At 71.9% G+C, this 13,735-nt stretch carries 16 protein-coding genes; 11 read left to right on the forward strand and 5 right to left on the reverse strand.

Features of this window, described 5'->3' with window-relative positions; all coding sequences use genetic code 11:
* Nucleotides 1-111 precede the first annotated feature (111 nt).
* From ACLBYB_RS03810 to ACLBYB_RS03825, 4 genes are all read left to right on the forward strand, one after another.
* On the forward strand, nt 112-672 hold the full coding sequence (locus tag ACLBYB_RS03810; protein ID WP_447698140.1) for a PAS domain-containing protein: 561 nt from the start codon (nt 112-114) through the stop codon (nt 670-672).
* A 175-nt stretch (nt 673-847) separates the two neighbouring features.
* A complete protein-coding gene (ykgO, locus tag ACLBYB_RS03815; protein WP_003601867.1) occupies nt 848-973 on the forward strand; it encodes a type B 50S ribosomal protein L36 in 126 nt (41 codons plus the stop codon).
* A 138-nt stretch (nt 974-1,111) separates the two neighbouring features.
* Nucleotides 1,112-1,723 (forward strand): tetratricopeptide repeat protein, encoded by a 612-nt coding sequence (locus ACLBYB_RS03820; protein WP_091924408.1) that lies wholly within the window; start codon nt 1,112-1,114, stop codon nt 1,721-1,723.
* Nucleotides 1,720-2,736, forward strand: coding sequence for an alpha/beta fold hydrolase (locus tag ACLBYB_RS03825; RefSeq protein ID WP_447697908.1), 1,017 nt, complete (start codon nt 1,720-1,722; stop codon nt 2,734-2,736). Before ACLBYB_RS03820 ends, ACLBYB_RS03825 begins: the two co-directional genes overlap by 4 nt.
* A 36-nt stretch (nt 2,737-2,772) precedes the next feature.
* On the opposite strand, the gene pyk is transcribed toward ACLBYB_RS03825, so the two are convergent.
* From pyk to ACLBYB_RS03840, 3 genes are all read right to left on the reverse strand, one after another.
* Entirely contained in the window at nt 2,773-4,209 is a 1,437-nt protein-coding gene (pyk, locus tag ACLBYB_RS03830) for a pyruvate kinase (protein ID WP_447697909.1), read from the reverse strand.
* A gap of 139 nt (nt 4,210-4,348) precedes the next feature.
* Entirely contained in the window at nt 4,349-4,831 is a 483-nt protein-coding gene (locus tag ACLBYB_RS03835) for a DUF1036 domain-containing protein (protein WP_026604677.1), read from the reverse strand.
* Nucleotides 4,797-6,116, reverse strand: coding sequence for a glycerate kinase type-2 family protein (locus tag ACLBYB_RS03840; RefSeq protein WP_447697910.1), 1,320 nt, complete (start codon nt 6,114-6,116; stop codon nt 4,797-4,799). Before ACLBYB_RS03840 ends, ACLBYB_RS03835 begins: the two co-directional genes overlap by 35 nt.
* A 190-nt stretch (nt 6,117-6,306) precedes the next feature.
* Between ACLBYB_RS03840 and ACLBYB_RS03845 the strand changes: the two genes are divergently transcribed.
* The 4 genes from ACLBYB_RS03845 to ACLBYB_RS03860 all read left to right on the forward strand — a co-directional run bounded on the left by ACLBYB_RS03845 (nt 6,307) and on the right by ACLBYB_RS03860 (nt 8,128).
* The gene (locus ACLBYB_RS03845) at nt 6,307-7,071 is read left to right on the forward strand and encodes an N-formylglutamate amidohydrolase (RefSeq protein WP_447697911.1); all 765 of its coding nucleotides are present in this window, start codon (nt 6,307-6,309) and stop codon (nt 7,069-7,071) included.
* 62 nt (nt 7,072-7,133) lie between these two features.
* On the forward strand, nt 7,134-7,442 hold the full coding sequence (locus ACLBYB_RS03850) for a DUF1244 domain-containing protein (RefSeq protein WP_091677964.1): 309 nt from the start codon (nt 7,134-7,136) through the stop codon (nt 7,440-7,442).
* A gap of 130 nt (nt 7,443-7,572) precedes the next feature.
* Nucleotides 7,573-7,851: a DUF2312 domain-containing protein gene (locus tag ACLBYB_RS03855; RefSeq protein ID WP_026604676.1), complete on the forward strand. Its 279-nt coding sequence runs from the start codon at nt 7,573-7,575 to the stop codon at nt 7,849-7,851.
* 64 nt (nt 7,852-7,915) lie between these two features.
* Complete coding sequence (locus ACLBYB_RS03860; protein ID WP_447697912.1) at nt 7,916-8,128, forward strand: hypothetical protein; 213 nt, start codon at nt 7,916-7,918, stop codon at nt 8,126-8,128.
* Between the two features lie 82 nt (nt 8,129-8,210).
* On the opposite strand, the gene ACLBYB_RS03865 is transcribed toward ACLBYB_RS03860, so the two are convergent.
* Nucleotides 8,211-9,248 carry an aspartate-semialdehyde dehydrogenase gene (locus ACLBYB_RS03865; protein ID WP_447697913.1) on the reverse strand — a complete coding sequence of 346 codons (1,038 nt, stop codon included), beginning with the start codon at nt 9,246-9,248 and terminating at the stop codon, nt 8,211-8,213.
* A gap of 361 nt (nt 9,249-9,609) precedes the next feature.
* Here ACLBYB_RS03865 and ACLBYB_RS03870 point away from each other — a divergent pair, with 361 nt between their 5' ends.
* The 3 genes from ACLBYB_RS03870 to ACLBYB_RS03880 all read left to right on the forward strand — a co-directional run bounded on the left by ACLBYB_RS03870 (nt 9,610) and on the right by ACLBYB_RS03880 (nt 12,749).
* Entirely contained in the window at nt 9,610-10,413 is an 804-nt protein-coding gene (locus ACLBYB_RS03870; RefSeq protein ID WP_447697914.1) for a hypothetical protein, read from the forward strand.
* Nucleotides 10,414-10,549: 136 nt separating this feature from the next.
* Nucleotides 10,550-10,972 carry a hypothetical protein gene (locus tag ACLBYB_RS03875; protein WP_020091493.1) on the forward strand — a complete coding sequence of 141 codons (423 nt, stop codon included), beginning with the start codon at nt 10,550-10,552 and terminating at the stop codon, nt 10,970-10,972.
* Between the two features lie 157 nt (nt 10,973-11,129).
* Entirely contained in the window at nt 11,130-12,749 is a 1,620-nt protein-coding gene (locus ACLBYB_RS03880; protein ID WP_447697915.1) for a gamma-glutamyltransferase family protein, read from the forward strand.
* Between the two features lie 4 nt (nt 12,750-12,753).
* Here ACLBYB_RS03880 and ACLBYB_RS03885 read toward each other — a convergent pair whose 3' ends face one another.
* Nucleotides 12,754-13,722: a hypothetical protein gene (locus tag ACLBYB_RS03885; protein ID WP_020091491.1), complete on the reverse strand. Its 969-nt coding sequence runs from the start codon at nt 13,720-13,722 to the stop codon at nt 12,754-12,756.
* Nucleotides 13,723-13,735 lie beyond the last annotated feature (13 nt).

Here is a 13,735-nt window from a genome sequence, read left to right on the forward strand (position 1 = left end):
CCAACGAAGCGGTCTGGGCAGACCGCCTGAAAATGGCTGGAGATCGAGCCTGTGGGCGTCGGCGTGCGCACGAAGCGGCGGGGCGGCAGCAGTGTGGCGCGCGCGCTCGCTGTGTCGGATGTCGGGACTTGGACCTGGCACATCGCCGACGATGTTCTGCGGTGTGACCCCGTCGCCGCGACCATGCTGGGCTTGCCCAGGACGAGAAGCGGCAGCGGCACGACCTTCGGAAGCTTCCTGGACCGCATCCACCCGGAGGATCAGCGTCGGATCGCGTCGACCCTCGATGACCTCCGCCGGCAGGGCGGCCTGTACATCGCGCAGTACCGGACCGTCCCGGAGCCGGGCGAGGTCCGGTGGATCCTCGCGCGCGGCCGCTTCATCCTCGACGCGCAGGGCGGCGTCAGCGAGGCCCACGGGATCGTCATCGACGTGACCGAGTGCGGCCGCGACGGCTTCCTCGACGAATCCGCCTTCTGCGCGACCGACGTGGCGGCCGGCGGCATCGACCGGGTCGCCGAGATGGCCCTGGCCCTCTACAACGCCGCCGAGGACGGCCTGCCCCAGCCGGGGTTCGAGCGCCTGAAGCCGCTGCTCGACGTGCTGCTGCACGAGATCGGCCGGCAGCTCGTGCTGGCACCGGCGGTGCCGGATCTCGACAGGGTTCACTGAGCCGCCCCCTCCGCTCGATGCCCGGCGCGCCTTGCCTTCCGGGGGCGAATCCTGATATGGCCGCGCCATCCCGCGATGCGTGAGCCGTGATCGCCGGACGCGACCCCGCGTCCAGCCTCGTGACCACGTTCCCGACACCCTACACAACGGACGGCCCTCCGGGCTCGAGAGACCCATGAAGATCCGCAACTCCCTCAAGTCCCTGCGTGGCCGCCACCGCGACAACCAGCTCGTGCGCCGCAAGGGCCGGGTCTACGTGATCAACAAGACCCAGAAGCGCTTCAAGGCCCGCCAGGGCTGAGGCCGCTCCGCCCGGTCAGGCCGGGTCGGACGACGATCGACGTTGGGACGGCCGTACCCGAAGGGGCGCGGCCGTTTCCGCATGCGCGCGGCACCGCGGCACGTTGACGGATCCCGGGCCGGCGCACAGTCTGGCCGCATGACGCCGACCCGCCTCCTCGCCGCCCTGGTCTGCCTGTCGGCCCTCGCCCTGGACATCCCGGCGGCGCGGGCGGCCCCGGAGGCCGGGCGTTCCGGCCGCGCCGCGCCCGAGGGGAAGCCGGCGCCCAAGCCGCCGAGCCTGGACGACCTGTTCGCCCGCCTGCGCGCCAGCGAGGACCCGGCCGAGGCCAAGGGCATCGCCCGGCTGATCGAGCGGCGCATGGCCGGGTCGGGCAGCCCGACCGCCGACCTCCTCACCGACCGCGCCCGTCAGGCGGTCACCGCACACGACTTCCCCCTGGCGGCCGAGCTGATGGACCGCGTCACCGCCCTCGAACCGAACTGGTCGGAGGGCTGGAACCGGCGCGCGACGGTGTTCTGGCTCCTGTCCGACAAGGACGACGCCCTGGCGGACCTGCAGCGGGCCCTGGTGCTGGAGCCGCGCCATTTCGAGGCCTGGGCCGCGATGGGCCGGATCTACGAATCGCTCGACGACAAGGCGCGGGCGCTCGCCGCCTTCCGGCGGGCGCGGTCGCTCTACCCGCAGATGGAGAAGATCGGCGAGGCGATCAACCGCCTCACTCCGGAGGTCGACGGCCGCGACCTGTGAGCCGGGTGACCGCCGTCCTCCTCACCCTCCTGGCCCTGCCCCTCGCCCTCGCAGGGCTCGTCCTCGCGGCCGGCGCGCTCGCGACGCTAATCATCACCCTGCGGGTCGGCGCAGCCAACCCGCCGGCCGGCCCGTTCGTGGCGGTGACCGGCGGCCGCCTCGCGACCCTGCAGGACGGACCGGCCGACGGGCCGCCCGTCGTGCTCCTGCACGGCGCTTCGGCCAACGCGTCGGATCCCATGGAGGGGATCGGCCGCCGGCTCGCGGCGCGGGGTTTCCGGGTCATCGCGTTCGACCGGCCGGGCTTCGGCTGGAGCGACCGGATCGGCGGCGGCGACACCGCGTCCCCCGCGGCGCAGGCCGCCCTGATCGCCGAAGCGCTGGAGCGGATGGGTGTCGGCCCGGCGCTCGTCTTCGGCCATTCCTGGGCCGGCGCCCTCGCCCTGGCCCTGGCCCTGGACCACCCGGACAGGGTCTCGGCCCTCGCCCTCGCGGCGCCGGTAGCGATGCCCATGCCGAACCAGATGCCCGATCTGCCCTGGTACTGGCGGCTCGCCGTGACCCCGCCGGTGGCGTGGCTGCTCAGCCGGACGGTCGGGCCGCCCATCGCGCGACACTTCCTGCCCGAGGCGGCGCGCCGGGTCTTCCAGCCGCAACCGCCGCGGGCGGATTACCCGGACTTGGCGCGGTCGGACCTGGTCCTGCGGCCCGGAACGCTCCTCGCCAACGTCCAGGACCTGCTCGGCCTGCCGCGCGCCCTCGCGGCGCAGAGCCCGCGCTACGGCGCGATCCGCGTGCCCACCCTGGTGATCTCCGGCGAGGCGGACCCGATCGTCCGCGCCGACACGCAGGCGGTGCCGCTGGCCCGCGCGATCCCCGGCGCGCGGCTGGTACTGCTGCCGGGCATCGGCCACATGCTCCAGTACGTCGCCGCCGATCGGGTCGCCGAGGAGGTCGCCCGGCTGGCCGGCGCGACGGGCGCGGCCGGTCCGGAGCCGGCCGTCGCGCACTGACGCGCCGGCCGGTCCCGCTCTCCTAGCCGGGTGCGGTCACGCCTTCTCGGCGTGCTCGCGGGTGATGAAGGTCAGCCGCACGAGGTTGGTGGCGCCCGGCGTGCCGAACGGCAGGCCGGCCACGACGATCACCCGGTCCCCCACGGCAGCGAACTTCTCGCGCACCGCGAACTTGGCGGCGCGGAACGACATGTCGTCCACGTCGCTCGCGTCCTTGGTGACGATCGGGTGCGTGCCCCAGGCCAGGGCGAGGCGGCGGGCGGTCTCGCGCCGCGGCGTCAGCGCGATCACGGTGGCATTCGGGCGCTCGCGCGACAGGCGCAGGGCCGTCGAGCCGGAATTGGTCCAGGCCATGATCGCGTCGAGGCTCAGTGCGTCGACCATCTGGTGCGCCGCCGCCGCGATGGCGTCGGCGGCCGTCTCGTCGGGGGTCGCGCTCTGCGCCCGGATGATCGACCAGTAGATCGCGTCCCGCTCCACCTGCTCGGCGATGCGGTTCATGGTCTCCACGGCCCCGATCGGGTGGGCGCCCGAGGCGCTCTCCGCGGAGAGCATCACGGCGTCCGCCCCTTCGTAGACCGCCGTGGCGACGTCGGAGACCTCGGCCCGGGTCGGCACCGGCGCGGTGATCATCGATTCGAGCATCTGGGTGGCGACGACCACCGGCTTGCCGTAGCGCCGGGCGCCGCGGGTGATGCGCTTCTGCACGCCCGGCACCTGCTCCAGGGGCATCTCCACGCCGAGGTCGCCGCGGGCGACCATCAGCCCGTCGGAGATCTCGATGATCTCGTCGAGGCGCGCCAGCGCCTGCGGCTTCTCGATCTTGGCCATCACCAGGGCGCGGCCGGCGCAGACCTTCTTCACCTCGGCCACGTCCTCGGGCCGCTGGACGAACGAGACGGCGATCCAGTCGGCGCCGGCGTTCAGGCCGGCATCGAGGTCGGCCCGGTCCTTGTCGGTCATCGCCGGCACCGGGATCACGGTGTGCGGCAGGGACACGCCCTTCCGGTTCGAGATCCGGCCGCCGACCTCGACGCGGGTCACGGCCCGGTTGTGCGCCGTCTCGAGCACGGTCAGCCGCAGCTTGCCGTCGTCGACCAGGATGGCGTGGCCCGGCTCCAGCGCCTCGAGGATCTCCGGATGCGGCAGGTGGCAGCGCGCGACGTCGCCGGGCGTCGGGTCGCCGTCGAGCACGAAGGTGGCACCGGCCTCGATCATCGCGGCGCCCTCCGCGAAGGTGCCGAGCCGCAGCTTGGGTCCCTGCAGGTCGACCAGGATGCCGATCGGCCGCTTGGCCTCGCGCTCGATGGTGCGGATCGCCTCCACCTTCTCGGGCAGCTTCTCGCGCGGAAGGTGGCTCATGTTGAGCCGGAATACGTCGACGCCCGCGCGGAACAGCCGCTCGATCATCTCCGGCGAATCGGAGGCCGGACCGAGGGTGGCGACGATCTTCGTGCGGCGGGACCGTTTCAAGCGTATTTCCTCCGTGTTCTCGTTGCCGCGCGGCGTCGAGCGCCGGCGGTTGAAAGATCTGGCTCAGGGAGCGCAGATCGGCTGTGAGCATCTCGGGCCGGACAGCGTCAAGACCGCAGTCTCGGCCGCCGCCTTCACATTACGGTTTCGCCGGCGCGTCCGGCCGGTTCGGATCCGTGAGCTGGATGGTCCAGCTCTTCTGCTCGCCGGTGTCGACTTCGAAGAAGCCGTTGCGGTCGTAGCCGCGGGCGAGACAATCCTCGATGCCGCGAATCGTGAACTCCGAATCGCGGGTGCACATCAGCGAACGGCCGCTCCACTCGCCGCCGCGCGTGTAGTCGACCGCGAAGACGTAGTAGAACCGCGCCGCCAGCGCGCCCTTGAGCAGCGTCTCGCAGGCCTTCGGCGCCAGATCCCACCAGCCCTCCGTCACCCAGCCCTGGGGATCGCGGTAGCCCAGCGAGATCCCGACCTTGCTAGCGGTCTGGTTGCACAGGCGCAGGTCCGCCCGGGCGGGGCTCGCGCCGAGGAGCGCGAGGCCGAGGACCGTGACTGCCGGGAGGAGCTGAGCCGCCGAGACGCGAGAGCTAATTGACGAGGATGATGCGGCAGTCGTTGACATTGGTACAGGTCGGACCGGGGTTCACGAGGTCGCCGAGGGCCGCGAAGAAGGCGGTGGAGTCGTTCTGCTCCAGCATCGCGGCCGGGTCGAGGCCGGCGGCCCGGGCCCGTTCGAGGGTCGTGGGGTCGACGAGGCCGCCCGCCGGGTCGGTGGCGAGGCCCCGCCCGCCGTCGGTCCCGTCGGTGTCGGCGCTGATGCCGAAGATGCCGGGCTCGCCGTCGAGCGCGACCGCCAGCGCCAGGGCGTATTCCTGGTTCGGGCCGCCATGGCCCTCGCCGCGGATGGTGACGGTGAGCTCGCCGCCGGAGATCAGCGCGACGCGCTTGCCGGCCGCCTTGTGGCGCTTGGCCTCGGCCGCGTGCTCGGCCGCGACCTCGCGGGCCTCGCCCTCCAGGTCGGCGCCCAGGAGGATCGGCTCGTAGCCGGCCGCGTGGGCCGCCTCGGCGGCGGCGTTCAGGGCGTCGATCGGCCGGGCGATGATGCGGTACTCGGCGCGGGCGAAGGCGGGATCGCCGGCCTTCGGCGTCTCGTTGTTGGGGTCGTTCAGGAGGCGCACCGCCTCCTCGGGCAGCGGGATGCCGCGCTTCTCGCAGATGGCCCGGGCATCGGCCAGGGTCGACGGATCGGGCACGGTCGGCCCGGAGGCGATGACCGCCGGATCGTCGAAGGGCACGTCGGAGATCGCCAGCGTCAGGACGCGCCGGGCATTGCGGGCCGCGAGGGCCAGGCGGCCGCCCTTGATCCGCGAGATGTGCTTGCGCACCGTGTTGATCTCGCCGATCGGCGCGCCGGACCGGAGCATCGCCCGGGTGATCGCCTGCTTCTCGATCAGCGTGAGGTCGCCGGCGGGGGCGATCCAGTTGGCCGAGCCGCCGCCCGAGAGCAGCACCAGGACCTCGTCGTCGGGCCCGGCCTCGGTGGCGAGCCGCAGCGCTTCGCGGGTCGCCGAGATGCCGGCCTCATCGGGGACCGGGTGGCCCGCCTCGACCATGTGGATCCCCGGCGCCTCCTGCCCGTAGCCGTGCCGCGCCACCGCGAGGCCGACGATCCGGTCGTCACCGAGCCCGTGCTTCTGCCGGTAGAAGCGGCTCGCCACGGCGCTCATGCTGCCCGCGGCCTTGCCGGCGGCCAGGATGATCAGGCGGCCCGGGCTCGGCTCCGGCAGGTGCGGCGGCAGGCAGAGATCCGGATGGGCGGCGCGGATCGCGGCCGTGAGGATCGAATCGAGGAGCGCGCGCTGGTCCCGGGTGGCCGCGTCGGTGACGGGCGGAACGGTGTCGGTCATGACGTCGAACGGGCTCCTCTCTCCATTGTGTCGCGCGATCCCCGCCCGTTTCTTCCCTGGGCGGCGGGCCCGTTTCTTGCCGTGAGCGCACGATCCTTGATAGGTGATCTGCCCGAGCGGCCGCGCGACGGCAAGCGCCATCGGTGCCCTCGCACAGATCTGAAGACCTCTCTGAAGACCTCGGAGCCCCGTGACCCGTCCGGAGACAGAATCGGCCGTCCCGCCCGCGCATCCCTGCGAGATCATTCCCGGCGACCCCGCCTGCGGCCTCGTCATCGCCTGCGACCACGCCTCGAACTTCGTGCCGCCGGACATCGCGCTCGGCGTGCCCGCGTCGGAATACGCCCGGCACATCGCCTACGACATCGGCGCGGCGGCGGTGACGCGGAGCCTCGCGGCGCAGCTCGGCGCCCCGGCGATCCTGACGAACTTCTCCCGCCTCATCATCGACCCGAATCGCGGGCGCGCCGATCCGACCCTGGTGATGCGCCTGTCCGACGGCGCCGTCGTGCCGGGCAATGCCCGGATCGACGAGGCCGGGAAACAGGCCCGGATCGCGCGGTTCTACGCGCCGTTCGACGCGGCCATCGACGAGGCGATCGCCGCCGCCCAGGCTGCGGGCCGGCCGCCCGTGCTCCTGACCATGCACAGCTTCACGCCCTACTGGCGCGGAATCGCGCGGCCCTGGCAGGTCGGGATCCTGTACGACCGGGACGACCGCTTCGCCCGCCCGCTGATCCGCGCGCTGGAGTCCGATCCGGCCGGGCTCACCGTCGGCGACAACGCGCCCTACGGCGGCGGCCTGCCGGGCGACACGATCGACCGCCACGCCACCGCGCGCGGCCTCGCGAACGCGCTGGTGGAGATCCGCCAGGACCTGATCGCCGGCGCGGACGGCCAGGCGGAGTGGGCGGCGCGCTTCGCCCGCGTGCTGCGCCCGCTGCTCGCGGCTTGATCTCCGCCGGGCCGACCCCGAAATCGGGTGTGGCCCGCCCGACCCGAAGAGAGTTGCGACCGATGAGCGAGATCGATCCCAGGACCCAGACGGAACTCGAGGCCGCGGTCTTCCGCCGCCTCGTCGCGCATCTGCGCAACCGGACGGATGTGCAGAACATCGACCTGATGAACCTGGCGGGCTTCTGCCGGAACTGTCTGTCGAACTGGCTGAAGGACGCCGCCGACGAGACGGGCGTCGCGCTGACCAAGGACGCGAGCCGCGAGGCGGTCTACGGGATGCCCTACGCCGAGTGGAAGGCGCGCTTCCAGACGGAGGCGAGTGCGGAGCAGCAGGCGGGCTTCTCGGCCGCGCAGGCCAAGGACCATTGATCAAGGACCATTGATGCGGCGGCCGGACGGCGACGAATCGGCTAAGCTTCCGGTAAGGCGGGCCCGTTAACCACGGGTCCAGGGCGCAACCGCGCCGTGCATTCGGGAGAGCCCCATGAACGCCCATTCGATGCCCACCGCCGCGCAGCGGCCCGGCGGCGACGTCTCGTCGGCCGAGGGCGTGGCCGCGGACGAGCTGAAGCAGTTCATCGAGCGCCTGGAGCGCCTCGAGGAGGAGAAGGCCGGCATCATGGGCGACATCAAGGAGGTGTTCGCCGAACTGAAGGGCCGGGGCTTCGACGCGAAGGCCGTCCGGACGATCCTGCGCATCCGCAAGCAGGACCACAGCGAGCGCCAGGAGCAGGAGGCGATCCTCGAGCTCTACATGCAAGCCCTCGGCATGGCGTAGCCGGAACGGGCGGCGAGAAGTCCGCCCGGTCCGCGCCTGCCGCATCCGACGGAGCCGCACAGCGGTGTTCGACGAGGCGACGGTCGGTAACAGCGATCGGGCGTCGGTGAACCGTCCCCCGGCCCGCTTCGGGCCGTCGATGACCGGGATGGTCGCGGCGCTCAAGGGGCTGCCGCGAAGCCTCTCGGCGATGAAGAGCCGGACCGAGCACGCAGTGCGGACACGCCGCGGACGGGAGGTCCGCGCCACCGATCCGCGTCACGATCCGGAGCCGTGACGGACGCGTGACGGATCCTCGGGACCGTGTCCCGAGGATCCGCCGGACAGAGCCCCCTCCGCCAGCGGGAGAGGAAACAGTCTCAGGCGGCGCGCTTGGCGCGGTTCAGCAGCTTGCGATTGACCAGCACCTCGGCGATCTGGATCGCGTTGAGGGCCGCGCCCTTGCGCAGGTTGTCCGAGACGCACCAGAAGTTCAGGCCGTTCTCCACCGTCGCGTCCTCGCGGATGCGCGAGATGTAGGTCGCGTCCTCGCCGGCCGCCTCGTGGGGGGTCATGTAGCCGCCGTTCTCGCGCTTATCGATCACCAGCACGCCGGGGGCGGCGCGCAGGATCTCGGTCGCCTTCTCGGCCGTGATCGGCTGCTCGAACTCGACGTTCACCGATTCCGCGTGACCGATGAAGACCGGCACGCGGACGGCGGTCGCCGTCAGCTTGATCTTCGGGTCGAGCATCTTCTTGGTCTCGGCGACCATCTTCCACTCTTCCTTCGTGTAGCCATCCTCCATGAACACGTCGATGTGGGGGATGACGTTGAAGGCGATGCGCTTCGTGAACTTGCCGCCCTGCTTGATCTCGCCGGCGGTGAACACGGCGCGGGTCTGATTGAACAGCTCGTCCATCGCCTCCTTGCCCGCGCCGGAGACCGACTGGTAGGTCGACACGACGACGCGCTTGATCGTGGCCGCCTCGTGGAGGGGCTTCAGCGCGACGACCAGCTGCGCGGTCGAGCAGTTCGGGTTGGCGATGATGTTGCGCTTGGTGAAGCCCACCACCGCGTCGGCGTTCACCTCGGGCACGATCAGCGGCACGTCGGCGTCGTAGCGGAACGCCGACGAGTTATCGATGACCACGCAGCCCTGCTGGCCGATGCGGGGCGACCACTCCTTCGACGCCTCGCCGCCGGCCGACATCAGGCAGATGTCGGTGTCGGAGAAGTCGTACGTGTCCAGCGTTTTGACCTTGAGCGTCTTGTCGCCGTAGGAGACTTCCTGACCCTGGCTGCGGCGCGAGGCCAGCGCCACGACCTCGTCGGCGGGGAAAGCCCGCTCGGCCAGGATATCGAGCATCTCGCGGCCCACGTTGCCCGTGGCGCCGACGACGGCGACCTTGTAACCCATCTCTCGTCTCCGCGCGGAAAACCCCGACCGATCCGGGTGCCGCGCCTGTGCCAGTACAATCGGCCGAAGGATCGTTCGTGCCGGACACGCCCGCCAAACGGGCGCGGCCGCAGACCCCGTCCTCCGCGGAGGTGGGGGCGACGGCCGGGTCGAGCAAGGCGCGCAAGGGCGCGCGCTGTCAAGGCCGCCGACGGCGCAACACTCGATTCACCCTGTCTCCGGAAGCCCGGTGACGGTCTCGGGCCGGCAGAGGGAATTCAATCCTTCGGCGCGACGCTGGCGTCCACCCCGCGGCCTCCCGCCGCCACGGAGCACGCCCCTGACCGGAACAGCGCCCCTCGTCGATCGGATCGGGCTCGGCGTGCCGGGCGGCCGGGCCGCGCGCGCGCCGGACGCCCCGGTCTCCCCGGGATCTCTCGGCCTGCGCATTGCCCTCGCCGCGGCGGCGATTGCCCTCCTGTGGGCCCTCCCCCGCTGGCCCGGCGAGACCTCGACCTCCGCGCCCGCGCCGCCGCCGGCCGCGGAGACCGCCTTCGTCCCGTCGGTCCAGGCCTCGCCGGCGCCGCCCGCGGCCTCGGTCGCCCAGTTCGGGCTCGCGGAACCCGGGCTCGATCCGGTGCGCGTGTCCGCCCGCGTCGATCCGCGGACCGGGCTGCGCGAGGACACCCTCATCCGGGGCGACGTCGCGGCGATCGAGGCGCCGGCCCTGCGGGTCCAGCTCACCCGCGGGCCCCGCTCGGGCGCACCGCCGACGCTCTTCGTGCTCATGGCCCGGCGCGCCGCGAACGGTCCGGCCCTCGACCGGCCGGCCCTGGCGGTGGCCCGGACCGGCGCCCGCGATCAGATCCGCACGAAGTTCGGTGCGGTCGAGACCCTGGAGGTGACCTTCGCCGGCCCCGCGCAGCGGACCTGCACCGGCTTCGTCACGCGCGACACGGCTTTCCAGCTCGACGGATGGCTCTGCGCGCCCCTCGCGCGCCCGCCGGAGCCGCAGGCCCTCGGCTGCTTGCTCGACGCGCTGAGCCTCGTCGACCTCGCCGATGCCGCCACGACGGCGGCCTTCTCGGTCGCGCCCGATCCGGCGGGCGCGTGCCCGGCATCGGCCGTGACAGAGCCTCCCGGGAGGGTCGGATCGTTAATCCGGCGGCCGCAAAATAAAAAATGAGGCCGGAGTGTGGCAAAACGCACAAGCTCAGCCATAAGGGCGGAACAACAGCCTCGCCCAAGCGTCTTATCGTCAAAGGCGGCGAACTGTTAAGCTTCGGTCGCCATACTGATGGCACTCAAGGACAAGGTTGGCCATGCGCTCGCTCAAGATCGCCCTTCTCGGCGTCGTCGCCGCCACCGGCCTCGGCGCTCTGGCCTCCGCGCCCGCCCAGGCTCAGGATGGCTACGTCCCCGGCCCGATCTACCGGGTCAGCCGGCCGCTCCCGATCCGCGTGCGCCCGCGCAGCTGGCTCGATGCCGGCAACGTGCCGCTGACCTCGAACGTTCCGGGCGCCGGCGGCTCGCGCAACCCGGCCCTGAACCCCTACCTGATCGCGGCGTCCAACCAGCTGACCCCGCCCTACGGCCCGACGGACCGCTTCGGCCGCGGCATCCTGCCGGATCCGATCACCAACGGGCCGTTCATCGGCGCCCGCTCCTCGGCGATCCGCAACGTCGACCTCTCCTTCGTCGACCGGCTGGACCCGACCTCGCCGCTCTACGGCCGCCCCTACTGAGCGGCCCGACAAGGCAGCATCACGTTCACGAAGCGCGGGTCCTCGGGCCCGCGTTTTTCGTTGGCGGGCATGCCCGGCCACGCCTTCACCGGGGCTGGATATCCTGTATGCCAAGTGCCGCGGGAGCGCGTGGGCTGCCGAGACCGGGAACTGAGCGATGAAGCCGTTCGACTGGGTGACCGGGTATCCGTCGCTGCGGATGCCGATGTTCGGGCGCAACTGCGTGGCGACCTCGCACGCGCTGGCGGCGCAGGCCGGCATCCAGATGCTCCAGGCCGGCGGCAACGCGGTCGACGCCGCGATCGCCACGGCGGCCGCCAAGACCGTCACCGAGCCGTGCAGCAACGGTCTCGGCTCCGACGCCTTCTGCATCCTGTGGGACGGGAAGGCGCTGCACGGCCTCAACGCTTCCGGCGGGGCGCCGGCCGCCTGGAGCCGGGACTACTTCCTGAAGAAGTACGGCGCCGGCGAGCGGCCGCCGATGCGCGGCTGGGACTCGGTCACCGTGCCGGGCGCGGTCGCCGCCTGGGCGGCGCTGAGCGAGCGCTTCGGCCGCCTCCCCTTCGCCGACCTGATGCAGCCCGCGATCCGCATCGCCGAGCGGGGCTACCTCGCGCCGGTGGTGGTCCAGCAGAAATGGGCGGCCGCGGCCCGGATCGAGGCGATCACCCGCCAGCCGGGCTTCTCGGAGTTCTTCCTGCCGCGGGGCCGGGCGCCGGATGTCGGCGAGCTGGTGACCTTCCCGGGCGCCGAGAAGACCCTTCGGCTGATCGGCGAGACCAAGGGCGAGGCCTTCTACCGGGGCGAGATCGCCGAGGCGATCGCCGCGCACGCGCGGGCCAACGGCGGCGCGATGACCGCCGCCGACCTCGCGGCGTTCCGCCCCGAATGGGTCACGCCGACCGCGAAGGACTATCACGGCTACACGCTGCACGAGATCCCGCCGAACGGCCAGGGTATCGCGGCGCAGATCGCGCTGGGCCTCCTCGAGCAGTTCGACCTCGGCGGCCTGCCGGTCGATGGGCCGGAGTCGCAGCACCTGCAGATCGAGGCGATGAAGCTCGCCTTCAGCGACACCTACCGGTACGTCGCCGACCCCCGCGGGATGGAGGTGACGCCGGAGGCCATGCTCGACCGCGCCTACCTCGCGGAGCGCGCCAAGCTGATCGACCGGAACCGCGCCCAGGTCTTCGGGCCGGGCAAGCCGCCCGCGGGCGGCACGATCTACCTCACCGCGGCCGACGAGTCCGGCATGATGGTGAGCTTCATCCAGTCGAACTTCATGGGCTTCGGCTCCGGCGTGGTCGTCCCGGGCTGGGGCATCTCCCTGCAGAATCGCGGCTACGGCTTCGTGCTCGATCCGGAGAGCCCCAACGTGGTGGCGCCCGGCAAGCGCCCGTTCCACACCATCATCCCGGGCTTCCTCACGAAGGACGGAGCCCCGGTGATGAGCTTCGGCGTGATGGGCGGCAACATGCAGCCGCAGGGGCACGTCCAGACCCTGGTGCGGATGATCGACCACGGCCAGAACCCACAGGCGGCCTGCGACGCGCCGCGGTGGCGGGTGAACGAGGGCCTCGACATCAACGTCGAGGCGGCGATGCCGCGCGCGACCCTGGAGCGCCTGAAGGCCCTCGGCCACGAACTCGAGGTGATCGAGGACAGCTACCAGGATTTCGGCGCCGGCCAGTTCATCTGGCGGATGGGCGATCCCGCCGTCGAGGGCTACGTGGCCGCGAGCGACCCGCGCCGCGATGGGCAGGCCGTCGTCTGGTGACGCGCTACTTGACCTGAACGCTGTCCACCACCTGGCGGAATTTGGCGAGGACGCCGTCGCGCTGATCCTGCCGCACGACGCCGAGGGCGCGGACGTAGCCGTCCGGTGCGAACCGGATGGTCTGCATGACCACAACGGGCTGGTTGGTCGGCTGATCGAGGGCGCGGGCCACGATCTCGTGCCAGTCGACGCCGTTCGAGCGGTAGCTCTGCGCCCGCTCGATGACGAAGTCCTTGAGGGTCTGATTGGACGCCAGGGCGGCGCGGGCGAAGCCGTCCCGCTGCTCGGCCCCGGGCGGCTGCTGCACGGCCTGCGCGAGGACGAGGATCGGCTGTTCCAGATTCTGCATCTGGTCCTTCGGGCCGCTGGTGAGGAGGACCGAGTTGCCGGCCATCACCCGCACGGGCCGGAAGCCCGCCATGTCGGCGATGCGGAAGGGCAGCGCATCGACCTGCTGGGTCAGCGACAGGGCCGGCCGCAGGGTGACGCCGGTCACCATCTTGCGCATCGAGGCCTCGGTCTCGGCGTCGGGCAGCGCCTGGGCGATGATCAGCCCGGTCACGGTCGGCGTTCCGACCACGAGGATCCACTTCCGGATCGCCGGCGCGGACGAGCCGGGATCGGCGGGCTGCTCACCGGTGTAGAGCATGCCCTCGTTGTCGCCGATCTTGACCTCCTCGCGCTTCTCGACCGCGAAGCCCTGGCTGAGCAGGTTGGCGTCGGTGAAGCCGCTGACGAGCTCCGCGAAGGCGTTCGCGGGCAATTCGACGACTGACACGGTCGCGCCACCTTCCTTCCGCTCGAAGCCCGAGAAGCGCCGCGACAGCGACATGTCGGCGGGCGGGTCGAAGCCGAAGCGCGAGCCCGCGGGATAGACGGGATCGCCGGCCCGGGCGGCCGAGCCGAGGCTGGCCGCCAGCGCGGCTGCGCACAGAACCCGTCCGAGACGCAGCGTCAGGTTGCGCATCCGCATCGAAAACCGGTTC

This window comes from Methylobacterium sp. D54C (genome assembly GCF_053345595.1).